The sequence below is a fragment of the Sphingopyxis sp. genome (assembly GCF_034380315.1).
Taxonomy (GTDB): Bacteria; Pseudomonadota; Alphaproteobacteria; order Sphingomonadales; family Sphingomonadaceae; genus Sphingopyxis.
Genome location: NZ_JAXMPB010000009.1, coordinates 127,707 through 153,825, shown reverse-complemented (window position 1 = coordinate 153,825; position 26,119 = coordinate 127,707). Strand labels below are relative to the sequence as shown.

The following is a 26,119-nucleotide window of genomic DNA, read 5'->3' as shown; positions in this document are numbered from 1 at the left end:
GCGTCGTCCCTGAATGGCTTATGGTGATACGACAGACCCTAAAAATAGGGTCATTGCGATCGTCTTGGTCGGTGTTTTGACAGCTGTGCTGGGCTATGGCCTGGTGAACGGTCTGAATATCAGCATCGTCAAGAAGATCGCGGAAAAATTGGATGTTGTGGACGTAGAGGAGCCGCCGCCGCCGGAAGAGCCGCCGCCGCCCCCGCCGCCCGACAATGTGCTGCCGCCCCCGCCGCCGGTCGTGACCCCGCCGTCACCGATCCCGCCGCCGGTTACGACGAATACGGTTCAGTCGGTGCCGAAGGCGCCGCCGAGCCCGCCGCCGCCCGTCTTCATTCCGCCTGCGCCGCCGGCTCCGCCGCCGACGCCGGACCTCAGCCAGTCCGGTACGCCCAAGGGTAATCCGGGCCGCTGGGCCACGAATGACGACTATCCGGCGCGCGCCATGCGCGAAGAGCGCGAAGGGACGACCGGTTTCCGGGTGACCTATGGTGCCGATGGGCGTGTCACCTCGTGCGACATCACCTCGTCGAGCGGTCATGGCGACCTTGATGCGGAAACCTGCAAACTCATCACGCGCCGCGCCCGCTTCAATCCAGGCAAGGACCGTGCGGGCAACCCCACGGGCGGAACCTACAGCAACCGGATCCGCTGGGAGATCCCGCGCTAAGGCGCGGGCCCCGGTTTGAATGATCCGAATTTTTTGATTTTACAGAATTCTTTTAGAGGGAAGAACCAGTATGTTTAATCTGATCGCAAGTGCCGCCGCTGCGGCAGAGGCCCACGATGTCGGGCTGACTCTCATGCCCGCTTCGATGTGCGTCAAGGAAGAAGGCAGCAACCCCTACGGTATGGTCCCGGCGCTTTGCGAAGGCGGTATCGTCTCGCAGCTGACCTTCCTCATCCTGCTGATCATGTTTGTCGGCACGCTCTACATTCTGTTCACCAAGCTGTTCGAACAGAATAAGGTGATCAACCAGGGCAAGAGCGTGGACGCCAATTTCTGGCGCGCGCCGACCCTCGCCGAAGGTGCGGCGAAGCTCGAAAAGAACAGCGCCTATCGTCAGGTGGTCGAAGACGGCCTGCGCGCGAACGAAGAGCATAACAAGCTCACCGATCCCGTTGAAGCGCATGACTGGATGCACGGCACCCTCGAGCGTTCGCAGAACCACATCAACTCGAAGCTCAACGGCGGCCTCGCCTTCCTCGCTACCGTCGGTTCGACCGCACCGTTCATCGGTCTGTTCGGTACCGTTATCGGTATTCTTCGCGCCCTCGTGAAGATCGGTGCGTCGGGTCAGGCGTCGATCGACACCGTGGCCGGTCCGGTCGGTGAAGCGCTCATCATGACCGCCGTCGGTCTGATCGTGGCCGTTCCCGCCGTGCTCGCGTTCAACTGGCTCCAGAGCCGCAACAAGATGATCGCTCGTCGTCTGTCGACCTTCTCGAACGACGTTCTGGGTTCGATCATGTCGGGTGGCCAGGTGAAGCCGCTTCCGACCGGTCCGGCTGCGAAGCCGGCTGCTCCGGCTGCTGCTCCGAAGAAGGCCTGATTAGGGTTGCAGGACATCCGCCCTTTGGTCGCCTGGCGAAACCAAAGGGCGGGGTCCGCTGGACAGGGCAGCCCGCCGAAGCGCGGTTTGCACCGGGTCCATGAGATAAATTTTGTAACAGGATGCTAATCCTATGGCGATGAGTGTAGGCGACAAGGGCGAAGAAGCCCCGATGTCGGACATCAACACGACCCCGCTCGTGGACATCATGCTTGTGTTGCTCATCATCTTCCTCATCACGGTTCCCGTGGTGTTGGAGACGGTGAACCTCAAGCTCCCCGACGTGGCCTTCGAACCGACGACGACAAAGCCTGAAAACGTGCTTCTGTCGGTTCGCTCACCCGATACAGATGGCGATGGCGAGCCCAATCCCGAAAGCACCGCGTGCGAAGTCTATTGGGGATCGACCCCGGTGGATTCGAAGCAGTTGCTTGAACAGGGCCAAAAGAAGCTCGAGCAGCTGCTCGAGGATATTGGCGGGCCGCAGAACATCACCGAAGAAAACTTCCCTGAAGTGCATATCCGTGGCGACATCAACACGCCGTATCAGTGCATCGGCGGGGTGATCTATACGATGCAGTTTGCCGGTTTCCAGAAGATCGGGTTCATTTCCGAACCTGCTCCTGGTTCGGCCACGCTGGGCCGCATCTAAGGCTGGCTCAGCTTAAGGAATGAAGGAATAATCCTATGGCCATGGCAGTTGGCGATCGGGACGACAATGAACCGATGATGGATATGAACACGACGCCGCTTATCGACGTCATGCTCGTGCTCCTCATCATGTTCATCATCACCATCCCGGTCCAGACCCACGCGGTGAAGATCGACCTTCCGGTTCCGAGCAACAATGAAAGCAATGTTGATCCGGAAAAGAACAAGGTCATGATCGATCGCGGCGGGACGATTACCTGGAATGGTACGCCGGTCGATCTTGCGCAGCTCGCGCAATATCTTGAACAGACCAAGGCGCTGCCGGTCGAACCCGAACTGCAGGTGCAGCCCGATCCGTTCGCTCGCTACATTGTCGTCGACAATGTGATGGCGGTGGTGAAGCGCAGCGGCGTCGGCAAGCTCGGTTTCGTCGGAAACGAACAATATGCCCGTGTCTTCTGATCGTTGATCGAAAGACATGTGACAGACGAAAGGGCCGCGAAGCGATTCGCGGCCCTTTCCCTTTGTGGATTTTGCCTTTAGTCACGCCCCCGGACGCCGCCCGATGCTACGGCCAGACCGACACGGGTGTCGCGTGACACGACAAAGGATGAATCGATGAAAATCGCCATGATCGGAACCGGCTATGTTGGGCTGGTGTCGGGTGCCTGTTTTTCCGACTTTGGTCACGACGTCGTGTGCGTCGACAAGGATGCGAGCAAGATCGACGCGCTGCATGCGGGCCGCATGCCGATTTATGAGCCCGGGCTCGACGCGCTGGTGGCGAGCAATGTTGCGGCTGGGCGCCTCTCCTTTACGACCGAACTCGCCCCCGCCGTTGCTGGCGTTGATGCCGTGTTCATCGCGGTTGGAACGCCTTCGCGCCGTGGCGACGGCCATGCCGATCTGTCCTATGTTTTCGGTGCGGCCGAGGAGCTTGCCGCGACGCTGGAGCATGACTGCGTTGTCGTCACCAAATCGACCGTCCCGGTCGGGACCGGCGATGAGGTCGAGCGGATATTGCGGGATGGCGCGCCAAATTGTCGCCACAGCGTTGCGTCCAACCCGGAATTTCTGCGCGAGGGTGCCGCGATCGGCGACTTCAAGCGTCCGGACCGAATCGTCATCGGCGCCGAAGATGCGCGCGGCGAGGCGGTCCTCCGTGAAATCTATCGCCCGCTGTTTCTGAACGAAGCCCCGATCCTCGTCACCCGGCGGCGCACGGCGGAAATGATCAAATATGCCGCCAATGCGTTTCTGGCGACCAAGATTACTTTCATCAACGAGATTGCCGACCTCTGCGAAGCGGTCGGCGCCGAGGTGCAGGATGTGGCGCGGGGTATCGGGCTCGACAATCGCATCGGGTCCAAATTTCTCCACGCGGGCCCCGGCTATGGCGGCAGCTGTTTCCCCAAGGACACGCTGGCCTTGCTCAAGACGGCGCAGGACAATGACGTCCCGCTGCGCCTTGTCGAGGCGACCGTCCAGGCCAATGACTTGCGCAAGCGCGCGATGGGCCGAAAGATTGTTCAGGCCATGGGCGGCAGCGCCCGCGGCAAGACTGTCGCCCTGCTCGGTCTGACCTTCAAGCCGAACACCGACGACATGCGCGATTCGCCGAGCCTTGCGATCGTGCAGACGCTGATCGATGCGGGCGCGCGCGTTACCGCCTATGATCCCGAAGGCATGGCGATCGCGGCGCCGATGATGCCGGAGGTCGAGATGAAGGTCAGCGCCTATGCGGCGGCCGAAGGCGCCGACGCGGTTGCGATCGTGACCGAATGGGACGCCTTTCGCGCGCTCGATCTTGTGCGCCTTGGCGACAGCATGGCGGACAAGCTGCTCGTGGATTTGCGCAACATCTATCGCCACGATGAAGTGGTGCGGCATGGATTTCGCCATATCGCTATTGGAACCAGCGCCGATTAGGGGCATTCTGATCCTGACGCGATCCGCGGCGACCGATATGCGGTCGTGCGAAGGACGCCTATCGGGGAGTAGACGCATGACAAGGGATCGACGTTTCAGCAGGCTGGGGAGCGGCGCTGTTGCGGCTTTTGCCGCGATTGCGCTCGCAGGGTGCGTCAGCGGCGGTAGCAAGAAACCGGCCCAGAATCTCCCGGCGGCTGATGCGCATGCCGACCTGGTTGATGCGCGCGGTGCGGATCGTGGCCGTGTCGACATTTTCAAGGATAGTTCTGGCTTGCGCCTCGAATTGGTCGCACGGGGTTTCGCGGCAGGCACCTATGGGATGCATATCCACGCCGTGGGGCGCTGCGACGCGCCCGGTTTCACGACCGCCGGCCCGCACTGGAACCCAACGGGCGCGCAGCATGGCCGCGACAACCCGATGGGGGCGCATCATGGCGACTTGCCCAATCTGGTTGTCGAGAATGACATGATCGGCCGAGCGACGTTGCGGCTGGTGGGCTCGCGACTGGAAGGTGAGGGCGGGGTGCTCGACAGCGACGGCGCAGCGTTTGTCATCCATGCCGGTCCGGACGATATGCGGACCGATCCGAGTGGAAACAGTGGAAACCGCATCGTGTGCGGCGTGATTGCCCTGCCGCAACCATGATCTGATGACAGCGAGGGGGGGGGGGCGTTCCCGGCCGGGGAGCGCCCCCTTTGCATTTTCGATTCTAGATCGCTTCGCCCGCCGAGCGAGCGCGATCGACCACCGTCGCCGCGCCGCGCGGCACCTCCCGATAGGCGATGAGCAACGCAATCAGGCCGAGCGGAGCGATAATCAGCGTCGATAGAACGCCGGTCGACAGGCTCTGAGTCATCGCCGAAACCTGCCCGGCCATATAGGGGCCAAGCGCCAGTCCGACGAGAGTCGTGGCGAGGAAAAAGGTCGCGGTCGCGGTTCCCCGCATGCGCGGAAGGACAAGGTCTTGCGTCGTGGCGGCCGCGGCGCCGAGCGCGCTGGATCCCAACAGACCTGCGATCGATGCGAATATGGTGAAACGGACGAAGTCGCCATTGCCCGGCGCGGCCTCGGTCGTGAAGGCGATGACGATCGGGGCGATCGGAGCCACCAGCCCAAAGATGATGACGAGAATGCGACCGGCTTCGTTGCGCAGGCGCAACCAGTCGGACATCCGCCCGCCTAGAATTACGCCGAGAAACCCTGCGACGGCGCCGCTGCCGCCGACCCAGAAGCCAACCGACCCCGCGTCCACCCCCAATATTTCGCGTGCATAGACGGGAGCGAAGGCTGTGGAGGCATAGGACATGAAAGCGACGGTGCCATAGCCGAGGATGGTCGAAAGAAAGGCCGGCGACGTCCAGATCAGCTGAAACGTCGGGGCGTCGCGGCGGCGCAGCGAGCAAGCCCACGAAAAGACGGCATAATAGCCAAAGGCGATGCACCACCATTGCAGGTGCGCGCCCGTCAGGGCGATCATGCCGATTGCACCGAGGGCCAGAAGGGCCGCGGCAGCCAGGTTGATTGCAAGCGCGCCCATCCCGCGTGCGGCGGCCGCGAAGATCGTGAAGGGCGGAATGACCGCATAGAGTTCTTCGAAAAAGCCCTTGAACGGGGTCGGGGAAGGCTGTGTCGGCACGCCGTCGACCAGCCCGCGGATCGGCTCTTTGAGCGTCGCGACCCATAAGGCGAGCAGCAGGCCAGGAATGCCGACGGCCATAAAGGCGGCCTGCCAGCCGACGAGGCCAAAGGGGCCGCCGTCCGGATAGGCCTGATTCCAGTCTTCGACGATAAAACCGCCGATCATCAGCGAGATACCGCCGCCAAAGTACAGCCCGGCTGAATAGATGGCGAGCGCGGTTGCGCGCATATTCTTGGGGAACAGGTCGGATATCAGCGAATAGGCGGAAGGACTTGCGGTAGCTTCGCCGATACCGACGCCCATTCGCGCTCCGGCGAGCTGCATGCCATTCTTCGCCAAACCCGAAATCGCCGTCATGGCGGACCAGATAGCAAGCCCGATCGTCAGCAATCGAACCCGGTGCCAGCTATCGGCAAGGCGACCGAGCGGGATGCCGAACAGGGCATAGAAGACCGCAAAGGCGGTCCCATAGAGAAAGCCGATGTCTGCGTCGTTCAGGCCCAGGTCGCGTTTCAGATCGGGCGCCAAAATGGTGATGATCTGTCGGTCGATGAAGTTCAGCACATAGACCAGGAACAGGATGCCGAGCGCGTACCAGGCATATGGGCTTGCTCCTTGCGCCGTGGTTGTGTCGCCGGACTGCCCGGTTTCGCCATTCTCTACGGTCTCGGCCATCTGGCGTCCTTCTCCCTGACCCCTTATCTGTTGATCCATGGCTAGCAGAGCGCGGCTTTGGCGCAAGTTGAAAGTCGGTTCAACTTTGGTTTGATGGGGGTGATATGCGTAAGGACGTTACGGCGGGGCCGTCGATTCTATTCCTGTGTCTCGGCAATATCTGTCGTTCGCCGCTGGCGGAAGGGGCCGCGCGTGCGGCGTTCGATGCGGCTGGGATCGCGGCCATCCTTGATTCGGCGGGAACGGGCGACTGGCATGTCGGACGCCCGCCGGATCCTCGTGCGCAGGCCGAGGCGCGGCGGCGCGGTGTTGATATCGGGGGATTGCGCGCTCGTCAGTTGCGGCGCGATGATTTCTATCGTTTCGACCTGATCCTGGCGGCCGATCACGAAAATCTGCGCGGAGCGAAAGCCATTGCGCCGGGTGATGCGACCGCCCGACTGCGCTTGATGCTCGACCTTGTGCCCGGGCGTGCCGGGGCGAGCGTGACCGATCCCTATTATGGAGACGAGGACGGCTTTGCCGAAACCTGGGACGATGTCAGCGCGGTAGCGGCGGCGCTGGTTTCGGAGGCCAGGGGATAGCGGGCGATCGGGTGGTAGCGTGAGCCACCGTGCGCCAATTCGCTCTCATACAAAATGACATGATCGAACCGGAAAGGGGGGCTCCCAAGGTCACCGTTGAACACCAGGAAGGGCGCAAGCGGTCTGGCAGCGCGATTGAGCCGCGCCAGCGTGATATGCGGCACGAAGGCGCGGGTTTCGGGAGCGATGCCGACCCGCTGCAGCAATTGTTCGACTTTGCGGTGCAGCGCGGCCAGCGGTTCGGCGGGCTCGACCCCTGCCCAAACCATATGCGGGCGCCCATGATGTTCGAACAGGCTGACACCTGCGATGCGCGCTGTGATCGCCGGCGCGTGAAGGGCGCCCAGTGCGGCGGCTATGTCCTCGGCACGGTGGTGATCGACCTCGCCGACGAACCGCAGGGTCAGGTGCAGTTGATCGTCATTCTGCCAGCGTGCCGCCGCAATGCCATGCATCGCGGCCAGCAACGCTTCACGAATGGAGCGCGGTGGGCGGAGTGCGACGAACAGGCGGTGGGTCGACATGACCCCTTCAACATAAGCGCTTATTCCGCCACGAAAATGACAAATCGGACCGTTGGCGGACGCGCAACCGGTTTAACTTGAAACCGACAGAAAAAATGCCGATATTGTAGGCACGGTCGGTATGGGCTGGCCGGTTATGGAGAAAATACAATGGCTAATTGGAACGACCCCAATATGGCGGCGTCCGGCTATCCGGCCAGCGCGAACGCGATGGACCAGGCCGTCGATGCCGGTCTGCGGTCGTACATGCTGTCGGTTTACAACTATATGGGTTCGGGTGTCCTGCTGACGGGTATCGTCGCGATGCTCGCCTTTCAGTCGGGCTTCACGGCTTCGCTGATCGGCAGCCCGTTGATGTGGGTCGTGGCGTTGGCACCGCTTGCCTTCGTCATGGTGTTGAGCTTTGGGATCAACAAGCTGTCGACGGCGGCCGCGCAGGCGATCTTCTGGATCTATGCCGCGGTGATGGGTCTGTCGATGTCGACGATCTTCCTCGCCTTTACGGCGACCTCTATCGCGACGACATTCTTCGCGACGGCGGCGGCATTCCTTGGGCTCAGCCTATATGGCTATACGACCAAGAAGGATCTGTCGGGTTTCGGCACCTTCCTGATCATGGGTGTCGTCGGCATTCTTGTCGCGATGGTCATCAACCTGTTCGTGCAGTCGAGCGCGCTCAGCCTCGTGATCAGCATTGTCGGCGTCCTCGTTTTTGCCGGACTGACCGCCTATGACACGCAGAAGATCAAGAGCATGTACTTCTATGTCCGCGGGACTGACTTTGTCGGCAAGTCGGTAATCATGGGCGCGTTGTCGCTTTACCTCGACTTCGTGAACATGTTCACCTTCCTGCTCAATCTGCTCGGCAGCCGCGAATAAGCGGACGAGCGGTCACAAAAAGAAGAGGGCCCGGTGAAGCGATTTGCCGGGCCTTTTTCGTGGGGGATGCAATGAAGGGATGGAGGACAGCGGCTGTTGCGGCATGGATTGTCGCCATGATGTCGGCACCCGGCGCATCGGCGGCGATCGGTGAAGCCAGGCAATGCCTGCTTGTTCCGGCGCCGGATGGGGAGCTTTCAGCATTCGCGGCGCATTATTTCGGAAGGGCGGACCGAGCCGCCATCGATGCGGTGATCGCCTGCCTGGAACATCCCGATCCGGCGGTGCGCGACGATTTCGCTTTCGCGCTCTGGGCTGCGGGGTTTCGCGGCAAGCATGTTTCGCCGCCGCTGATGCGCCACGCGATGGGGCGACTTTCAGCCCTATTGGACGGCCCTGAAGACGCCGCCGGTTTTCGCAAGCCTTTCGCCGCGCTGGCACTTTCCGAAGTGGCACGGGCCGATCGCGTCGACGCTTTTTTGACGGATGGAGAGCGCCATGCGCTTGCCCGGACTGCCGCGGCCTATTTGCGCAGCGTCAGCGATTATCGCGGATTCGTCGAGGGGCAGGGGTGGCGCCACGGTGTTGCGCATGGGGCCGATCTGTTGATGCAGCTTGCGCTTCATCCGCAGCTCGCGCGCGCCGATGCCGAATTGATCCTGAGTGCGGTCGCCGCGCAGGTCGCCCCTGCCGCTTCGCCCTATTATGTGCATGGCGAAGCCCGCAGGCTGGCGCGGCCGGTGCTGTTTCTGGGGCGCCGCGCCGATATTGACGATGCGGCGTGGGCGAAGTGGTTCCGGTCGCTGCACCCCGACACCACCCCGCGCTGGCAGGCGCCCTATGCCAGCGCGGCAGGGCTCGCCGCGGTACACAATAGCAGCGCTTTTGCCGACGCGATCTATGTCTCCGCCGCCGAATCGCAAGACGAGCAGGTCCGGCGGCTCGCGCCGCTGGCGGCCGGGTTGTTGCAGGCGCTGCCCTAGAATGCACGGTTTCTAAGCCGAAGTCGTTCCTGCGGCCTGCATGTCGGCGATCAGGGCGTTGTCGATGGCCTTTGCGCGTTGATAGGCGGGGCGCTCGCGAAACGGAGCGATATAGGCCTCGAACGCCGGGCGTGGGGGGATGGTGCCGAACTGCAACCCCCAATCGATCTGACTGCCGACATAGACATCGGCAGCGGTGAAGTGGTCGCCGGCCACAAATGCCTTGCCCGCCACGGCGGTTTCCAGCGCATCGAGCGCAGCCGTCAGCGTTCCGAAGCCTACCATCTGCTGTTGCTGCTCATCGGGTTCGAGCCCGAAATGGGTCATGGTGATGGCCTGCTCGACCGGCCCCGCCGTGAAGAACAGCCAGCGAAAATAGTCGGCCCGCGCTGTGGGAGCGGGCGTCAGCCCGGCGTCGGGGAAGGCTTCGGCGAGATAGGCGCAAATCGCCGCGCATTCGGTAACGACACGCCCGTCATGGACGATTGCCGGTACCTTGCCCATCGGGTTGATCGCCCGATAGGCGTCGTCCTTCATCGTCGTGCCATAGTCGAGGAGGTGCTGTTCATATGGGACGCCGACCTCCTCCAGCATCCAGCGAACAATCTGTCCGCGCGACATCGGATTGGTATAGAAAGTCACAGCATCGGCCATCGTCGGTCTCCCTTGGCTTCCGAGCCGCAAGGGCGACTCGTGAACGTGGGAACGTATCAGGAACATTCTTTGCCTGCCAGCGGACTTGTTTTGTCACGGCAGGCGGTTAAGGCAAGAGGATGAGCGACGAACGTATCTGGACCGCCGCCGTGCTGGTGATCGGCGATGAAATCCTGTCCGGCCGAACGCAGGACAAGAATGTCGGGCAGATTGCGACCTGGCTTGATGTTCAGGGGATTCGCCTGCGCGAGGTGCGCATTGTGCCCGATGTCGAGGATGAAATCGTTGCTGCGCTCGATGCGCTGCGCGCGCGCTATGATTATGTCTTCACCACCGGCGGCATTGGTCCGACGCATGATGACATCACCGTCGATGCTGTCGCGAAAGCCTTGGGTGTCGGGGTGATCATCCATCCCGACGCGCGCGCGATTCTGGAACGCTATTACAGCGCGCGAGGTGGGGAACTGACCGAAGCGCGGTTGCGCATGGCGCGGATGCCCGAAGGGGCAGAGCTGATTCCCAATCGCATGTCTGGAGCGCCAGGTATTCGCATCGGCAATCTGTTCGTCATGGCAGGCGTGCCGCATATTACGGCCGGAATGCTCGACGCGCTCACGGGGACGCTGGAAGGTGGCGCACCGCTTGTCGCGCACACCATCGGTGCCTGGTCGCCTGAAAGCGAGGTCGCCGATATTTTGCGTGCCGCTGAGCGCGATTTCGCGGGGGTTGCTATCGGCAGCTACCCCTTTTTTCGCGAAGGCCGCGTCGGTGCCAATTTCGTCGTTCGCGCGACCGAGGGGAAGGCGGTTGCGGCCTGTGTTGCCGCGCTTACCGGCGCGATCGAGGCTGCGGGTTATGCCGTCACCGACGGCGGCATCTGATCGGGCGTATCGCTGCCGCGCGTGACGCGGGGCAGGCGGCGCAGCATGATGATTGCCAGCAGTCCGAAAAGGCTTGCCACGATGAAAGCGGCACCCGGGAAGTGAACGGGCGCGTCCTTGGCAGTAAACCAGGCCATGGTTCCGGTGAGCAGCAGCGGCGCGATCAGTTGACCCAGCCCCATCGCCATCGCCGATATGCCCTGCACTTCGCCTTGTGCGTCGGCGCTGGCCCGGCGTGACATCAGGGCATTCAGCGACGGTTGCACCGGCGCCTGCAGGGCGATCGGCAGCAGCAGGAGAAAGGCGCCCCAGGTCGAGGTGACGAAGGCATAGCCCAGATAGTTGGCAACCGCGACCGCGATACCGATCGTCGCTGCATCGCGCTCGCCGAAGCGAGCGACCATCGGTCCGACGACAAAGGCCTGGCCCAGCGCGATCATCACTCCCACTGCGGCGAGGCTCGCACCAATCATCCCCGGCGTCCAGCCGAGCTGAGCGATGCAATAGAAACTCCATGTCATCGGATAGACAAGGCTGGCGATCTGCCAGAGTACAAGGACGTTGGCGATGCCGCCCATGCCGGGCAGCTGGCGCATCGCCTGCCACGCGCCCAGCGGGTTGGCTCGTCGCCAGTCGAAGGCGCGTCGCCGTTCGGGTTTCAGCGTTTCGGGAAAGATGAACAGGCCATAGAGCATATTGGCGGCGGCAAGGATCGCCGCGGCGAGAAACGGCGCGCGCGGACCAATTTCTCCCAAAAATCCGCCGATTGCGGGCCCCGCGACAAAGCCGACGCCAAAGGCGGCGCCTACGAAACCGAAGTTGCGGGCGCGCTCCGTAGGGGCGGTGATGTCGGCGATCGCCGCCTGAGCGGCCGCGTAGCTTCCGCCGAACACGCCGGACAGAGCGCGCGCGATGAACAGCCAGGGCAGCGTCTGGACGATGGTGAGCAGTGCATAATCGACCGCGAGCCCGCCCAGCGATAGCAGCAATACACGGCGCCGACCGAACCGGTCCGACAAATTGCCCAGCAGCGGTGATGCGATGAAGGTCGCGATAGCCATCACCAGTCCGATCCATGCGCCGACCTCGATCGCGCGTGGCAGGTCGAGCTTTCCAACCTCCATCACCAGTTGGGGCAATACGGGCATGATGATGCCGAACCCGATCGCGTCGAGGAAGATGGTCGCAACGATAAAGGGAATGGTGCGCGATGCCGTCACGGGGGCGCTCCGCCGAACAAGGGGGGTAATGGAGGAAGGCTATGGAGCGGGTGAAGGGAATCGAACCCTCGTCGTAAGCTTGGGAAGCTTCTGCTCTACCATTGAGCTACACCCGCATTTCAACGGCTTAGCGGTTACTTGGCCGTGTGTTTCACACGGTGTTTTACAGCGGCTGCCTTTGCGATGCGTCGGGCGAGTGCCACGACGACGGCCGCATCGTCAACATATCTTTTGCGAATGGTCCGCATCGTCCATGACATCGCCTCTTTGAGGGGGGCGACCACGAACTTGATGCGGTTGCGGCATTTGCAGTGCCGCTTGTAGTATTTGACGGCTTTGTTCCGCGTTATCCGACCTAGGCTGCGGGGCTGGATCGCTTTTTCCTTCATGCGGGGCTCATGGTCGCTGCTCAATCGGCTTCGGTGCTAAGGCCGAGTTCGGGGATGCCGATTGAGCGGCGGCCGCCAAAATCGGCCCGCACGACGACGGCGCCCTGCTTTTCCATATATTCGACGAGCCGCCGGACGCGGCCTGGCGAACGCGTGCCATAGGCGCGGCCGAGTGCATCGTCGTCGGGACAGGCTTCACCCTCCATCGCCGCGCGTGCGATGAGGAGAAAAGGGGCGAGCATGTCGTCGGGAAGCCGCGCCGCCGCAGCAAGCAACGCGCTCCAGCGTGGTTCGATGGGATCGAAAATCCCGCCCTTGGCGAGCGCGAAGCGGCGACGAAAAGCGGCAAGATCGAGCGGAACCTGCGCCAGGCGCTGCATTCGGCAGCGGACCGAGAAATCCTGATATAGAAAGCCTTCCGGATGAAAGGCGCAATCGGGGTCGGCCAGCATGTCGCGCAGCGCCCCGGATACCACCGCTTCGGCCTCAGCGGCGTTGGCCTCGATCCGCGCCAAACGTTCATTGTCGTCTTCCGTCGGTGCGCCGACTTCACCGACGATAACGATCTCCTGCGCGGCAATGCGTTCCAGTATTTCGTTGGCGGCCATCGGGCGAGGTTCGGGTGCCGGGCGCGGTGGCGGATCGGCGGTTTCCATCTCGGCGAACAGCATCGTGCGAATGCCCTCCGCCTCGGCGGCGGCGGGCAGCGGCAGCAGGTCGTGCGTTCCCGTGCGTGAGGTTGTCTGCGTGGCGCCGATGCGGATCGATACTGGTCGCCGCGAAATCGCAGGGCCGAGCCCAAGAAAGCAGCCGCGTTCGAGGTCGCGGATCGTTTCCGCCTGGCGCCTTTCCATCCCCAGCAAATCGGCGGCGCGCGCCATGTCGATGTCGAGAAAGGTGCGACCCATCAGGAAATTGCTCGCCTCTGCGGCGACATTCTTGGCAAGTTTGGCGAGCCGCTGGGTCGCGATCGCGCCTGCGAGCCCGCGCTTGCGGCCACGGCACATCAGGTTCGTCATCGCTGACAGGCTGGCGCGGCGCACCGTGTCCGATACGTCGCCTGACGCACTCGGCGCGAACATCTGTGCTTCGTCGACCACCACCAGCGCGGGATACCAATGCGCACGCGGCGCATCGAACAGCGCGTTGAGGAACGCGGCGGTGCAGGTCATCTGCGCCTCGATCTCCAGCGTTTCCAGCGTCAGCACCACTGAGGCACGATGCTCGCGGATGCGCGCGCCCATTGTCGCGATCTCACGCTCATTATAGTCGCCGCCGTTGACGACGACATGATCATAGGCGTCGGCGAGGGTTACGAAATCGCCTTCGGGATCGATTATCACCTGTTGGACCAGGCCGGCGCTTTCCTCGAGCAGGCGGCGCAGAAGGTGAGATTTCCCGGACCCTGAATTGCCCTGGACCAAAAGGCGAGTCGCCAGCAGTTCCTGGACGTCGATGGTCACCGGCCTGCCTGTGCCGTCCGTTCCGATTTCGATGCTGTTGCTCACGCGCTTGCCCCTACCGGCGTGCCCGTGCATTGACAACCGATCGGCATGGCTGCCGCTGGAGGATGCGATGAATTTCGACGATCAATTGCGCCGCTATTTTGGCACCGCCGATCTTGCCGATCTCCATCCAGAAGCGCTAAATGCTGGAATCGAGCACATGCGCGTCGACCTGGGCCTGGAAAGCAATGGCGAGCGCCGCTTCGCCCTGTGGGCGCTGCTCCATACATTGGGCGCGGCGCCGGATCTTGACGTGGTATTCAATGATCCGGCGGATCGCGACGTTGCGCGCGACCTGATGGACTTGCTCGATCGTTCTGGGGGCGATTGATCAGCGCGCCGATTCGCGGATTGTTTCCATCGCCACGAAGGTTGATGTGCTGGCGACGAAAGGCAGGCTGGAGATTTTTTCGCCCATGATGACCCGGTAGCGGCGAATGTCGGCGGTGCGCACCTTCAGCAGATAGTCAAAGCTGCTCGCGATCATGTGGCATTCCTCGACCTCAGGGATCGCGCGCACCGCGGCGTTGAATTGTTTCAGCGCGCTTTCGCGCGTGTCGGACAGCTTCACCTCGACAAAGGCGACATGATCGAGCCCCAGCTTGATTGGATCGACGATGGCGCGAAAGCCGACGATCAGCCCGCTTTGCACCAGCCGTTTGACGCGCTGCTGGCACGGGGTTTTCGACAGCCCCACCTGCTCGGCAAGGTCGGTGTAGGTGATCCGGCCGTCCTGGCGCAGAATTGCAAGGATCTTGCGATCGAAATCGTCCAGATCGACTGTTGGGGTTCCCATATGCATGAATTTTGCCTAGCAAGAATAGAAAATTTGGTCAAAATCGTTATAAGGGATATGAAACTAAGTCGGATGGATTTTGGGTGAGCGGTTAGAAACGCCCCTTATTCCCCATCGTCGAAAGCCGCCTTCATGACCGACCTTGCCGCCGACCGCGCCGCGCTTCGCGCCCTTGCCCATCGTCCCGAGGCCGACATTGTCGCCGACCTGCGCGCCGCGCTGGCGCGCTCGCCCGCCGGGGTTGATGCGGTGACGCGCCGTGGCCTCGCGATCATCCGCCGCGCCAAGGAGGAAGGGGAACGCGAAACCCTCGTCGCGCAGCTGATGAACCGTTATCGCCTGTCGACCGAAGAGGGCGTGGTGCTGATGTGCCTGGCCGAGGCATTGCTGCGCGTGCCCGACAATGCCACCGCCAACGCGCTGATCCGCGACAAGATCGCCGGGCGCCACTGGGCCGAGGGCGATGATGGCGACAGCCCGCTGATCGTCGCGCTGTCGGCGCGCGGCCTGTCGCTAGGCTCGGCGACGCTGATGCTCGGCGCGATGGGCAGCCGCGCCAATCCGCTGACCCTGTTGAAATCAATGATTCGCCGTTCGGGCGAGCCGGTGATCCGCCAGGCGGCGCTCGCGGCGATGAAATTGCTCGGCCAACAGTTCGTGATGGGCGAGACGATCGACGCCGCGGTCAAGCGCGCCGACAAGGAGGAGAGCGAGCTTGCCAGCTTTGACATGCTCGGCGAAGCAGCGCGCACCGCCGCCGACGCGCAGCGCTATTACGACAGCTACGCCGCCGCGATCGCGCGCATCGGCAAACATGCAAAGCCGGGCGATCCACACGCCAACCATGGCATTTCGATCAAGCTGTCGGCGCTCCACCCGCGCTACGAATATCTGCACGACGCGCGCGTCCGCGAAGAGCTGATCCCCAGCGTCATCACGCTCGCACAGGCGGCGCGCGCGGTGAACATTCCGCTGATGATCGATGCGGAGGAGAGCGACCGGCTCGAACCGCATATGGACGTTTACGGCGCGCTGATCGACGCCGGGATCGCCGATGGTTGGACCGGGCTCGGCATCGTAATCCAGGCCTATCAGAAGCGCGCGCCCGAAGTGATCCGCTGGGTCGCGGCGCGGGCGCGGGCGCGCGGGGTCAAGCTGTCGATGCGGCTGGTCAAGGGCGCCTATTGGGACACCGAGATCAAGCGCGCGCAGACGCTGGGTCTCGCGGATTTTCCGGTGTTCACGGCAAAGAACCACACCGACCTCAACTATATTTATTGCGCGCAATTGCTGCGTGATTTCCAGGATTGCATCTTCCCGGCCTTTGCCAGCCACAATGCGATGACGCTCGCCTTCATCGCTGAACTGTTCGGCGGCGGCGACTATGAACTGCAGCGGCTGCACGGCATGGGCGAGGGCGCGCATGACGCGACCATCGCGCTGTCGCCGCCGCCGCGCCCGGTGCGGGTCTATGCCCCGGTTGGCACCCACCGCGACCTGCTCGCCTATCTCGTCCGGCGCCTGCTTGAAAATGGTGCCAATTCGAGCTTCGTCCACCAATTTTCGGACCCCGACGTCACTGCCGAGCAATTGGCGGTCGACCCGCGCAGCATCGCGAGCGCGCCGTCGCGGATTGCGACCGGCACCGGCCTGTTCGCGCCGGCGCGGCGCAATTCGCGCGGCTATGACCTTGGCGATCCGGGGGTGCCCGAGGCGCTGGTCGCCGCCATCGCTACGGCGCGGCGCAGCGGCGCCGTCGCGGTGCCGATCGTCGGCGGTGTGGCGCGCGGCGGCAAGAGCGAAGCCGTACGCAATCCCGCGACCGGCGCGATCGTCGGGCAGGTAATCGAGGCCGATGCAGCGGCGGTTGCCGACGCGGTGGCGGCGGCACGCGCGGCGCAGGATGACTGGAGCCTCGCCGGCGGCGCCTTTCGCGCCGCGCGGCTCGAGCGGGCGGCAGACCTGATCGAGGAACGCGACGCGCTGTTCCTGGGCCTTGCGATGGACGAGGCGGGCAAGACGCTGGCCGACGCGGTCGCCGAGGTGCGCGAGGCGGTCGACTTCCTGCGCTATTATGCGGCGCAGGCGCGCGCCGATTTCACTCATCCGGTCGCGCTGCCCGGCCCGACTGGCGAGCGCAACGAACTGATCCTTGAAGGCAAGGGTGTCTTTGCCTGTATCAGCCCGTGGAACTTCCCGCTCGCCATCTTCCTGGGTCAGGTGTCGGCGGCGCTCGCGGCGGGCAATGCGGTGCTCGCCAAGCCTGCCGAACAGACGCCGCTGATCGCCCATGCAGCGGTCGAAGTGTTGCTCGAAGCAGGGGTTCCGGGCGATGTGCTTCATTATCTTCCCGGCCGCGGCGAGACGGTCGGGGCCGCGCTGACCGGCCATGACGGCATCATCGGCGTCGCCTTTACCGGATCGACCGAGGTAGCGCGCGCGATCAACCGCGGCCTGGCGATGCGCGACGGGCCGATCGCGACGCTGATCGCCGAAACCGGCGGCGCCAATGCGATGATCGTCGATTCGACCGCGCTGCCTGAACAGGTGGCGCGCGATGCGGTCGCCTCGGCCTTTCAGTCGGCGGGCCAGCGCTGCTCGGCGCTGCGTCTGCTGTGCGTGCAGGAAGATGTCGCCGAGACGATGATCGAGATGGTCGCAGGCGCGATGGCCGAACTCAATGTCGGCGACCCGGCGCGGCCGTCGACCGACGTTGGGCCGATTATCGATGAAGAAGCGCGCGCGCATATCGCCGCCTATGTCGCCGAGGCGCGCGGGGCGGGCCGCGTGATTGCTGAAGCGGCACGGACTGATTTGCCCGCGGGCGGCAGCTTCGTGCCCCCGGCGATCATTCGCCTCGACAATGTTACCGATCTGAAGCGCGAGATTTTCGGGCCGGTGCTGCACATCGCAACGTGGAAGGGCGGCGAGCTCGATGCGCTGATCGATGCGATCAACGCCTCTGGCTATGGCCTGACGCTGGGCGTCCACACCCGCATCGACGGCGTCGCGGCGCATGTCGCGGCGCGCGCGCAGGTCGGCAATGTCTATGTCAACCGCAACCAGATCGGCGCGATCGTCGGCTCGCAGCCGTTCGGCGGCCGCGGCCTGTCAGGCACCGGCCCCAAGGCCGGCGGCCCCCATTATCTGCACCGCTTTGCCGAGGAGAAGACGATCAGCACCGATATTACGGCAGCGGGCGGAAATGCGGCGTTGATGGCTGGATAGGCTGCGGTTCGGTGCAATGAACCGCGAGGCCTGATACAGAGTGGACGACTGTCCCAGGCGATACGTCCGAAATCGTCTCGCGGCATTTTACCGCGGCGACCGTTATATGTTCTGGTTCCCCCCGCAGTGGTGGGGGGTATAGGCTGTCTCCGTTCTGTCGCCAACCAGCAATTCAGGCCCCTGGAACACCAAGCAATTGCGCTTGGGCTTTCAATCGTGTGGCCGCACCGGGATTGGCCGCCATGCCGTCGCTTAATGCCTGAGCGGCCTTCGCTGTTTCGCCCAGGGTCATGCGGCTGCGCATCAGCATGATCCAGCGGTCGACGTCGCCGGGATTGGCTTTCAGTTTGGCTTCCAGCCCGTCGACCATACCCTGAATCATCGCGTCCTGCTGTCCTTTTGGAAGCTGTGACGCTGCCTCCATATCTGCGCGGCTGGGTCCCGGGATCGCGCGCGCCGCGACCGGCATTTCGTCGGCGGCAAGCGGCCGGGCCTGTGTTCGCGCTAGCCGGTCGGCGACATCGATCGAATGGATTTTGCCGACCTGTTCGATCGTGCGGCGCAGGTCTGCTTCCCAGGGTGCACCCTGCGGCGTGTCGGCCAGAAGCGCGAACCAATCGTCGATTGCTCCCTTGTGATCGCCGCCGACATCTTTCTTCACCGCCAAGAAATAGCGCGCACGCGGATCCTTGGCATCGAGCGCAATAGCCTTTTCGAACGCCGTAAGGGCGGCCGCCGGCATCGGGTCGCGTTCGCTGGCCATGACGCGCGCCTCGCCCAGCGCCGACCACAGCCCCGATGATTGGGGCGAGATGGCGACCGCTTTTTCATATGCTGCCGTCGCGCCGGTGAAATCGCTGAGGTCGAAACGGGCGGCGCCCAAGGCGGTCCAGGCGTCGGCGCTGCCGGGTTCGCTTCTGGTGCGCGCCTCCAGCGCGGCGAGCTGATCCGACGGCGGTGCATCAGGGCTCTCGGCCGGGGCGTTTGGCGTGCTGGAGGCGTCGCGCCAGGCCGCAAAGCCGATCGCGCCTGCCAGCAGCAGGAATGCGGCGACCAGTATCGCCTTGTTGCTTGCCGTCATGCCCTTGCTGTCGTTCATATTCGTTCCTCTTGCGCCGTGCGCGACAATTGCGCGCGGCGATGTGCGGGTGCTTGTTTTTGCCGGGCGATGGTGTAGCCTTGATAAGGCGAGGTCGGTCAATGACTTTTCGCAAACAGGGGTCGCACCAAATTTCCCAGTAATGGCAGGGAGGGGTGCATGGCAGTATCGGATCACGTCGATTTTCCGACGTTCATGGAGGGTGTGAAACGGCGCAACCCCGGACAGCCGGAGTTTGTCCAGGCCGTCCAGGAGGTCGCCGAGGATATCTTCGACTTCATCGCCGACAAGGAAGAATATCATGCGCAGCAGATATTGCGGCGCATCGCGGAACCCGATCGCGTCGTTTCCTTTCGTGTCTGCTGGGAGGATGACAATGGCAATATCCGCGTCCAGCGCGGCTGGCGCGTCCAGAACAATAACGCCATCGGACCTTATAAGGGGGGTATTCGCTTTCATCCCAGCGTGACAGAGAGCGTGCTGAAATTTCTGGCGTTCGAACAGACGTTCAAAAATGCTCTGACCGGCTTGCCAATGGGGGGCGGAAAGGGCGGATCGAATTTCAATCCCAAGGGCAAGAGCGTGCGCGAGATCATGCGCTTTTGCCAGAGCTTCATGACCGAGCTTTATCGGCATATCGGTGCCGACATCGACGTGCCGGCGGGCGACATCGGCGTCGGCGGGCGCGAAATCGGCTTTATGTTCGGCCAGTATAAGCGGATCACCAACGAATTCACCGGTGTGCTGACGGGCAAGGGGCTCGAATGGGGCGGGTCGCTGATCCGTACGGAGGCCACGGGCTATGGTGCGGTCTATTTTCTGCAGAATATGCTGGCCGCGAAAGATATGGACCTGGTCGGCAAAACAGCGGTCATTTCCGGATCGGGTAATGTTGCCACCCACGCGGCCGAAAAAATCGTTCAGCTGGGCGGCAAGGTACTGACCCTTTCGGATTCGGGGGGCTTCATCCACGATCCCGACGGCATCACTCAGGAAAAGATCGATTGGGTGAAGGCGCACAAGACGCATCGGCGTGGCCGGATCGAGGAATATGTCGAAGAGTTCAGGAACGCTAGCTTCACGCCGGGCAAGACTCCATGGGGCGTGACATGCGACGTGGCGCTCCCTTGTGCGACCCAAAATGAGCTGCTGGGCGACGATGCCCGGACGCTTGTTGCAAACGGCTGCATCGCGGTCAGCGAGGGGGCGAATATGCCCACCAATCTCGACGGGGTCCATGTCTTCAAGGATGCGAAGATGATGTTCGCGCCCGGCAAGGCTGCCAATGCCGGAGGGGTTGCCGTGTCCGGGCTCGAAATGAGCCAGAACAGCGAACGGCGCAGTTGGACTGAGGGTGAACTGCAACAGATGTTGAAGGATATCATGGCCGGTATCCATGCGCGTTGCCTGACCTATGGCGACCAGGGTGGCGGCTATGTCGACTATGTGAAGGGTGCAAATATAGCGGGATTCAAGAAAGTTGCCGACGCGATGCTGGCATTCGGGGTCGTTTAGGCGTTAAGGCGGCGGCCGGGTTAACAAGGGGGATTGCGGATGATAACGCACGCGGGCTCACGGCGCGGCGAGCGGCCTTGGGCGGCTTTTGCGTCGCTCGTGCTGATGCTGGCCGTGCTGGCAGTCACCGCCGTCGTTGCCGCGCCCCCGGCACGCTCGCAAGGCGATGCGGCTGCGCGCTACACCGGCGTTGCCTCCTGCGCCGGGTCGACTTGCCATGGCCGGATGGAAGGTGATGGCACCATCGTTCGCCAGGACGAGCTGATGAAATGGCAGGAGCCTTCGACCCCCGGCGGTGCACACAGCCGCGCCTGGGCGGTGCTTTCGAACAGCCGTAGTCGCTTTATTGCTGCAAATTTGGGAATTGGAGATCCGGCGACTGCGCCGATGTGCCTTGGCTGCCACGCGACGGCGGGAGCGGTCGCGGCAGGCGGTGGAGCGCAGCGCGGAACGGTGCCGCTGGAAGACGGCGTGGGGTGCGAATCGTGCCACGGCCCGGCGGGCGGCTGGATCGCCAGCCACTATGCGGGGATCGGAACCAATGCCAATCCCGATGCTGAAATGCGCGACAAGCATCTCTCGAACCTGCGTGCCGGTTTGAAAAGGCTGGAGGATCCGGTTGTAAGGGCTGGCGTTTGCGTGGACTGCCATTTCGGTTCGGCGGCTGATGGACAATTCGTCACGCACCGCATCATGGCGGCGGGGCATCCGCGTATCGCCTTTGAGCTTGACCTTTTTTCCTCGTTGCAGGCCCATCATCAGGAAGATGCCGACTATGGCTGGCGCAAGTTCGGTTCGGGCACGGCCCGTACCGATCATGTTCAGATGTGGGCGGTGGGCCAGGCCACGGCGATCGAGCGCAGCCTGGCCTTGTTCCAGACACGGCGCGGCACCGAGGGCATCTTCCCGGAATTTTTCTTCCTCGACTGTCACAGCTGCCATCGCCGGATCTTCGACCAGGCAAAAGCGGTGAAGACCGGCATGGACAATCCCGGACGCAATCTGCCCGAGGGCATGCCGCCCTATAATGACGAGAATCTGATCATGCTGTCCGCAGCGGCCCGCATGGCCTCGCCCGCGCTTGCCGATCAACTGGCAGCGCGCACGGCGGCTTTTCACAAGGCGATGGCGGGCGACCGATCGAGTGCGGTGCAAGCTGCCGGGCAATTGGCGCAAACGGTGTCGGCCCTGAAGTCGGCATTCGCCGCCCGCAGTTTTTCGGGCGCTGACGCCTTTGCCATGGTTGATGCCATTGCCGCCAAGGCGATAAGCGATCGGTTCACCGACTATGCAGGGTCGCAGCAAGCGGTGATGGGGGTCGACACGCTGCTCAACGCCATGGTGTCGTCGGGACGGATCACTGTCGGTGCGGCGGCAGGAATCCGCGGTGATATCGACCGCGCCTATGCTGCGGTGAAGGATCCCAACAGCTATAAACCCGCCGATTTTCAAGCCTCGCTGGGTAGCGCTGTGCGCGCGATTCGGGCGTTGAGGTCATAATGCAACACGCCAGCCGACTGTTCCGATCCGTTGCCGGCCCTGTGCTTGCTTCTCTGCTTCTCGCTTCTTGCGGTGGCGGGGATGGCGGGGGCAGCACACCCACGCCCAGCCCGACGCCGACTCCCACGCCAACCCCGGTCGGCGGGCTTTATACGCCTCCCGCCGCCGAGGCGCTGACGATCAGCGACGTCGAGCGCATCCTGGCGCAGGCTGTTGCCGAAGCACAGGCACGAAATCTGCCGTCGGTGGTTGCCGTGACCGACCGGGTCGGCAATGTCCTGGGCGTGTTCCGGATGAACGGGGCGCGAGCAACCGCGACCACCGCCGCGGCGCCGAACGGCATCAGTATCGATGCCCAGAATGTGACTTTTCCGGCAGAGGGCGGAGCGATCGCAAAGGCGATAACCGGCGCCTATCTGTCGAGCGGCGGCAACGCCTTTTCCACCCGCACGGCGAGCCAGATCGTTCAACAACATTTTCCGCCGGCACCGACCACCGCAGGTCTCGAAAGCGGACCGCTTTTCGGCGTTCAATTCAGCCAGTTGCCGTGCAGCGATCTTGTTTCGCGTTTCGGCGCAGGCGGCGGGGCAGCCCTGATCGGACCGAAGCGGTCGCCGCTGGGGCTTTCCGCCGATCCTGGCGGCTTTCCGCTCTATAAAAATGGCGTGATTGTCGGTGGCGTCGGGGTGATGGGCGATGGTGTTTATGGCAGCGACCCTAATATCCTCGACACCGACAATGACGCCGAAGAGTTCATCGCTTTGGCCGGGACGCGCGGATATGAAGCACCATCGACGATCGTTGCCGACCGTATTGCCGTTGACGGCACGACGCTGCGTTTTTCGGACGCGACCTATGGCGGGTTGATGACCAGCGGCGGCGCAAGTTTCGCCAGCATTAACGGCAGTGCCGGGAATCTGGTGGCGGTGATCGGCTATGCGAGCGCGGCGATCACGGCTGGCGCAGCTTATGGCAGCGAGGCGTCGGGTATTCGCGCCTCGACGGCTGCCGAATTTTCGAATCGCGACGCCTTTGTCCTTACCAACGGGAGCGGGGCGAATCGCTTCCCGATTCGGGCCGCAACCGACGGCACCAGCAACAGCGCGCCGTTGACGCAGGCCGAGGTGCGCGCCGTGCTCGAAGAAGCCTTTGCGGTGATGAGCCGTGCCCGAGCGCAGATTCGCCGTCCGCTCGACAGCCGGGCTCAGGTAACGATCAGTCTCGTTGACACCCACGGATCGGTCCTTGGTATCGTCCGGTCGCCCGATGCGCCGATTTTCGGTACCGATGTATCGTTGCAAAAGGCACGCACGGCAGCCTTCTTTTCCGGCGCGCAGGCTGGCGCCGAGTTGTCGGCGAACAGCAGCGCCGATGTGCGTCAGTTCGTTCCGGCGGTGCGCACATTCCTGAACGACCCTGCCGCGCTGACCGGTACGGTTGCCTTTGCCGATCGATCGGGCGGGAATCTGTCGCGCCCCTATTTTCCGGATGGTGAAGTTGGCCGACCGCATGGCCCGCTTTCACGCCCGATCGCACAGTTCAATCCCTTTTCAACGGGTCTGCAATCGGCGCTGATCATCGGCAATCTGGGCGCGCATCTGGGTTTTGTGTCGGGAGCCAGTGCGACCGACACGCCAGCTCGCTGTACGACGCTGCCTGACGTGGCGGCCGATCAGAACCGGTTGCAGAACGGGATACAGATTTTTCCGGGTTCGGTGCCGATCTATCGAGGGACGCAACTGGTCGGCGCGATTGGCGTATCGGGTGACGGCATCGATCAGGATGACATGATCAGCTTTCTGGGCACGCATAACGGTGGCGCAAGGGTTGGCGGTATCGGCAACGCGCCCGTTGGGATTCGGGCCGATAATATTGTGGTGACGCTCGCTGACAGCAAGACGGTACGGCTACGCTACATCAGTTGTCCGTTTGCGCCCTTCCTTGACACGGCGCAGCAAAACGTCTGCCAGGGGCTATAGGCGATGAGCGCGGCCGGAAGCAGCCTTTGGCCAATGATTGCCAGCCTCGCGGCGCAAGCGGCGCCTGGCGTCGATACCCCGGTCGTGACGGTGCCCGCGCCGGTGTTGCCTGCCGGCGCTGATGCGTCCGAGCCACCGCTGGAGGTTCTGGTTCCGCCGCCGCCGCCCGTCGATTGGGAAAGCACGATGGAGGATGATCTGGTCACGCAGATCATCGAAGGGCGTCGTCGTCCAGGTTATCGTCCGGATCTCCCCGATGCGCTGTCGCAGGACAATATCGGCGCCCTGCGTCCGCCGCCTCCACAAGCCTTTCCCGGCATAGAAGACCAGTTGCCCGTACCCGACCGCTGGCGGCTGATCGAAAGCTTGGGGGTGGTGAAGGAACGCTGGTTCGATCCCTATCACCAGAATGTTCTGAAAGGGGACCGGGCGATCGACCGCAGCAAGGTGAAATGGCTGCCGATCAAGGGTGACGACTGGTTCTTTGTCGCCAACGCGGTCTCCGACAGTGTGTTTGAGCCACGAACCTTTCCCATTCCGGTCGGCGTCCAGACTACCGAACGTCCGGGCAGCCTCGACGTATTTGGCAAGAACCGCAGTTTCGTCGCGTCGCAAACTTTCATTGGCGGTGTCGCGCTGATCAAGGGATCGACCGCGTTCAAACCGCCCGATGTCGAATATCGACTGACGCTGGCCTATAACTTCAACTATGTCGACGTGCCCGAACGGCGCGTGCTCGACGTGCGGCCGTCGAAACCCAGCCATCGTTACGACAATTTTCTGGGCGTTCAGGAATTGTTCGTCGACAAGCACCTTGGCAACACGTCCGACCGTTATGACTTTTATTCGATCCGGGTCGGCATCCAGCCGTTTCAGAGCGATTTTCGCGGTTTTCTCTTCAATGACAGCCAGCTTGGTATTCGCCTGTTCGGCAATCGCGACAACAACCGCATTCAATATAATCTCGCGGCTTTCTGGCGGCTCGAAAAGGACACCAATTCGGGTCTCAACGACATCACCCAAACGCCGCGTGACGATTTCATCTTTACCGGCAACATCTATCGTCAGGATTTCCCGGTCGTCGGGCTGACCAGCCAGCTCAGCGTCACTTATAATATGAACCGGGAAAAGAATGACATTCAGATCGACCATAACGGCTTTCCGGTTCGCCCGGCGCTGATCGGAGACCTGCGCGGTCGTGCCTATGATGTCGTTTATCTGGGGTATAGTGCCGACGGGCGCATTGGGCGGATCAACCTCAGTGCCAGTTTTTATGCCGCGCTGGGCGAAGACCGAAACAGTTTCTTCACCAGTCGCCCCGCCGAAATCCGGGCCGGATTCGGCGCGATCGAATTGAGCTATGACCATGACTGGATGCGTTTCCGTCTGTCGGGCCTGTATGCGACCGGCGACGGCGATCCCTATAACAAGACCGAAGGCGGCTTCGACGCGATCTTTGAAAATCCGATCTTCGGCGGTGCGGACACGAGCTACTGGATTCGCCAGACCATTCCCTTTGCTGGCGGTGGGCGGGTCATCTCGGTCAATGGCCGCAACGGCATATTGAATTCGCTGCGATCCTCGAAAGAGGAAGGGCAGTCCAATTTCAACAATCCGGGCACGATTTTCCTGGGCGCCGGCGCTGATTTCGATCTGTCGCCGCAAACCCGCGTCAGCCTCAACGCCAACCATCTTTGGTTTGAAAATACCGCGACGCTTCAGGCGCTGCGGATGGAGGGATCGATTCCCCGGGATATCGGCTGGGACCTGTCGGTTGCCGGCATCTGGCGTCCGAAGGCGACGCAGAACATCGTCGGGCGCCTGAGTGCGGCCGTGCTGCTTCCTGGCGACGGCTTCAAGGACTTGTTCGAAAACAGGCAGCGTGAGGATGCCTATGTCTCGATCCTCGCCAATGTGATCCTGAGCTATTGA

Annotated in this window: 24 protein-coding genes and 1 tRNA gene; 16 read left to right on the top strand and 9 right to left on the bottom strand. The window is 62.8% G+C overall.

Going from position 1 to position 26,119, the window contains the following annotated elements:
• Positions 1–13 precede the first annotated feature (13 nt).
• The 6 genes from U0S50_RS15845 (at position 14) to U0S50_RS15820 (ending at position 4,782) form a co-directional block, all read left to right on the top strand.
• Positions 14–670 carry an energy transducer TonB gene (locus tag U0S50_RS15845; RefSeq protein WP_416195003.1) on the top strand — a complete coding sequence of 219 codons (657 nt, stop codon included), beginning with the start codon at positions 14–16 and terminating at the stop codon, positions 668–670.
• Positions 671–740: 70 nt separating this feature from the next.
• Positions 741–1,553 carry a MotA/TolQ/ExbB proton channel family protein gene (locus U0S50_RS15840; protein ID WP_322309644.1) on the top strand — a complete coding sequence of 271 codons (813 nt, stop codon included), beginning with the start codon at positions 741–743 and terminating at the stop codon, positions 1,551–1,553.
• A 133-nt stretch (positions 1,554–1,686) separates the two neighbouring features.
• Positions 1,687–2,205: a biopolymer transporter ExbD gene (locus tag U0S50_RS15835; RefSeq protein ID WP_322309643.1), complete on the top strand. Its 519-nt coding sequence runs from the start codon at positions 1,687–1,689 to the stop codon at positions 2,203–2,205.
• Between the two features lie 35 nt (positions 2,206–2,240).
• Entirely contained in the window at positions 2,241–2,666 is a 426-nt protein-coding gene (locus tag U0S50_RS15830; RefSeq protein WP_322309642.1) for a biopolymer transporter ExbD, read from the top strand.
• A gap of 156 nt (positions 2,667–2,822) precedes the next feature.
• The gene (locus tag U0S50_RS15825; protein WP_322309641.1) at positions 2,823–4,133 is read left to right on the top strand and encodes a UDP-glucose/GDP-mannose dehydrogenase family protein; all 1,311 of its coding nucleotides are present in this window, start codon (positions 2,823–2,825) and stop codon (positions 4,131–4,133) included.
• A 76-nt stretch (positions 4,134–4,209) separates the two neighbouring features.
• Entirely contained in the window at positions 4,210–4,782 is a 573-nt protein-coding gene (locus U0S50_RS15820; RefSeq protein ID WP_322309640.1) for a superoxide dismutase family protein, read from the top strand.
• A 64-nt stretch (positions 4,783–4,846) separates the two neighbouring features.
• On the opposite strand, the gene U0S50_RS15815 is transcribed toward U0S50_RS15820, so the two are convergent.
• Positions 4,847–6,451, bottom strand: a complete 1,605-nt coding sequence (locus U0S50_RS15815) for an MFS transporter (RefSeq protein ID WP_322309639.1) — start codon at positions 6,449–6,451, stop codon at positions 4,847–4,849.
• 104 nt (positions 6,452–6,555) lie between these two features.
• Between U0S50_RS15815 and U0S50_RS15810 the strand changes: the two genes are divergently transcribed.
• Complete coding sequence (locus tag U0S50_RS15810; RefSeq protein WP_322309638.1) at positions 6,556–7,035, top strand: low molecular weight protein-tyrosine-phosphatase; 480 nt, start codon at positions 6,556–6,558, stop codon at positions 7,033–7,035.
• On the opposite strand, the gene thpR is transcribed toward U0S50_RS15810, so the two are convergent.
• Positions 6,951–7,559: an RNA 2',3'-cyclic phosphodiesterase gene (thpR, locus tag U0S50_RS15805; protein ID WP_322309637.1), complete on the bottom strand. Its 609-nt coding sequence runs from the start codon at positions 7,557–7,559 to the stop codon at positions 6,951–6,953. The two genes, U0S50_RS15810 and thpR, sit on opposite strands and share 85 nt — an antisense overlap.
• 150 nt (positions 7,560–7,709) lie before the next feature.
• On the opposite strand from thpR, the gene U0S50_RS15800 reads away from it, so the two are divergent.
• Together U0S50_RS15800 and U0S50_RS15795 are read left to right on the top strand one after the other, a co-directional pair.
• The gene (locus tag U0S50_RS15800) at positions 7,710–8,438 is read left to right on the top strand and encodes a Bax inhibitor-1/YccA family protein (protein ID WP_322309636.1); all 729 of its coding nucleotides are present in this window, start codon (positions 7,710–7,712) and stop codon (positions 8,436–8,438) included.
• Between the two features lie 116 nt (positions 8,439–8,554).
• Positions 8,555–9,421 carry a DUF2785 domain-containing protein gene (locus tag U0S50_RS15795; RefSeq protein ID WP_322309635.1) on the top strand — a complete coding sequence of 289 codons (867 nt, stop codon included), beginning with the start codon at positions 8,555–8,557 and terminating at the stop codon, positions 9,419–9,421.
• 12 nt (positions 9,422–9,433) lie between these two features.
• Here U0S50_RS15795 and U0S50_RS15790 read toward each other — a convergent pair whose 3' ends face one another.
• On the bottom strand, positions 9,434–10,075 hold the full coding sequence (locus U0S50_RS15790; protein WP_322309634.1) for a glutathione S-transferase family protein: 642 nt from the start codon (positions 10,073–10,075) through the stop codon (positions 9,434–9,436).
• A 119-nt stretch (positions 10,076–10,194) separates the two neighbouring features.
• On the opposite strand from U0S50_RS15790, the gene U0S50_RS15785 reads away from it, so the two are divergent.
• Complete coding sequence (locus U0S50_RS15785) at positions 10,195–10,956, top strand: competence/damage-inducible protein A (protein ID WP_322309633.1); 762 nt, start codon at positions 10,195–10,197, stop codon at positions 10,954–10,956.
• Here U0S50_RS15785 and U0S50_RS15780 read toward each other — a convergent pair.
• The 4 genes from U0S50_RS15780 to U0S50_RS15765 form a co-directional block, all read right to left on the bottom strand.
• Positions 10,929–12,176 carry a TCR/Tet family MFS transporter gene (locus U0S50_RS15780; RefSeq protein ID WP_322309632.1) on the bottom strand — a complete coding sequence of 416 codons (1,248 nt, stop codon included), beginning with the start codon at positions 12,174–12,176 and terminating at the stop codon, positions 10,929–10,931. The genes U0S50_RS15785 and U0S50_RS15780 overlap by 28 nt on opposite strands.
• Positions 12,177–12,218: 42 nt before the next feature.
• Positions 12,219–12,292: transfer RNA gene (locus tag U0S50_RS15775), tRNA-Gly, on the bottom strand.
• An 18-nt stretch (positions 12,293–12,310) separates the two neighbouring features.
• On the bottom strand, positions 12,311–12,565 hold the full coding sequence (locus U0S50_RS15770; protein WP_322309631.1) for a hypothetical protein: 255 nt from the start codon (positions 12,563–12,565) through the stop codon (positions 12,311–12,313).
• Positions 12,566–12,585: 20 nt separating this feature from the next.
• Entirely contained in the window at positions 12,586–14,073 is a 1,488-nt protein-coding gene (locus tag U0S50_RS15765) for an ATP-binding protein (protein WP_322309630.1), read from the bottom strand.
• A 67-nt stretch (positions 14,074–14,140) separates the two neighbouring features.
• On the opposite strand from U0S50_RS15765, the gene U0S50_RS15760 reads away from it, so the two are divergent.
• Complete coding sequence (locus U0S50_RS15760; protein ID WP_322309629.1) at positions 14,141–14,401, top strand: hypothetical protein; 261 nt, start codon at positions 14,141–14,143, stop codon at positions 14,399–14,401.
• On the opposite strand, the gene U0S50_RS15755 is transcribed toward U0S50_RS15760, so the two are convergent.
• Positions 14,402–14,872, bottom strand: coding sequence for an Lrp/AsnC family transcriptional regulator (locus U0S50_RS15755; protein WP_322309628.1), 471 nt, complete (start codon positions 14,870–14,872; stop codon positions 14,402–14,404).
• A gap of 126 nt (positions 14,873–14,998) precedes the next feature.
• On the opposite strand from U0S50_RS15755, the gene putA reads away from it, so the two are divergent.
• Positions 14,999–18,094 carry a bifunctional proline dehydrogenase/L-glutamate gamma-semialdehyde dehydrogenase PutA gene (gene putA / locus U0S50_RS15750; RefSeq protein ID WP_322309627.1) on the top strand — a complete coding sequence of 1,032 codons (3,096 nt, stop codon included), beginning with the start codon at positions 14,999–15,001 and terminating at the stop codon, positions 18,092–18,094.
• Positions 18,095–18,266: 172 nt separating this feature from the next.
• Here putA and U0S50_RS15745 read toward each other — a convergent pair whose 3' ends face one another.
• Positions 18,267–19,193, bottom strand: coding sequence for a tetratricopeptide repeat protein (locus tag U0S50_RS15745; protein ID WP_322309626.1), 927 nt, complete (start codon positions 19,191–19,193; stop codon positions 18,267–18,269).
• A 159-nt stretch (positions 19,194–19,352) separates the two neighbouring features.
• On the opposite strand from U0S50_RS15745, the gene gdhA reads away from it, so the two are divergent.
• The 4 genes from gdhA to U0S50_RS15725 are packed head-to-tail and all read left to right on the top strand — an operon-like array spanning position 19,353 to position 26,119.
• Positions 19,353–20,708: an NADP-specific glutamate dehydrogenase gene (gene gdhA, locus U0S50_RS15740; protein WP_322309625.1), complete on the top strand. Its 1,356-nt coding sequence runs from the start codon at positions 19,353–19,355 to the stop codon at positions 20,706–20,708.
• A 39-nt stretch (positions 20,709–20,747) separates the two neighbouring features.
• Complete coding sequence (locus tag U0S50_RS15735) at positions 20,748–22,208, top strand: multiheme c-type cytochrome (protein ID WP_322309624.1); 1,461 nt, start codon at positions 20,748–20,750, stop codon at positions 22,206–22,208.
• Complete coding sequence (locus tag U0S50_RS15730; RefSeq protein ID WP_322309623.1) at positions 22,208–24,187, top strand: heme-binding protein; 1,980 nt, start codon at positions 22,208–22,210, stop codon at positions 24,185–24,187. Before U0S50_RS15735 ends, U0S50_RS15730 begins: the two co-directional genes overlap by 1 nt.
• A 33-nt stretch (positions 24,188–24,220) precedes the next feature.
• Entirely contained in the window at positions 24,221–26,119 is a 1,899-nt protein-coding gene (locus tag U0S50_RS15725) for a hypothetical protein (protein WP_322309622.1), read from the top strand.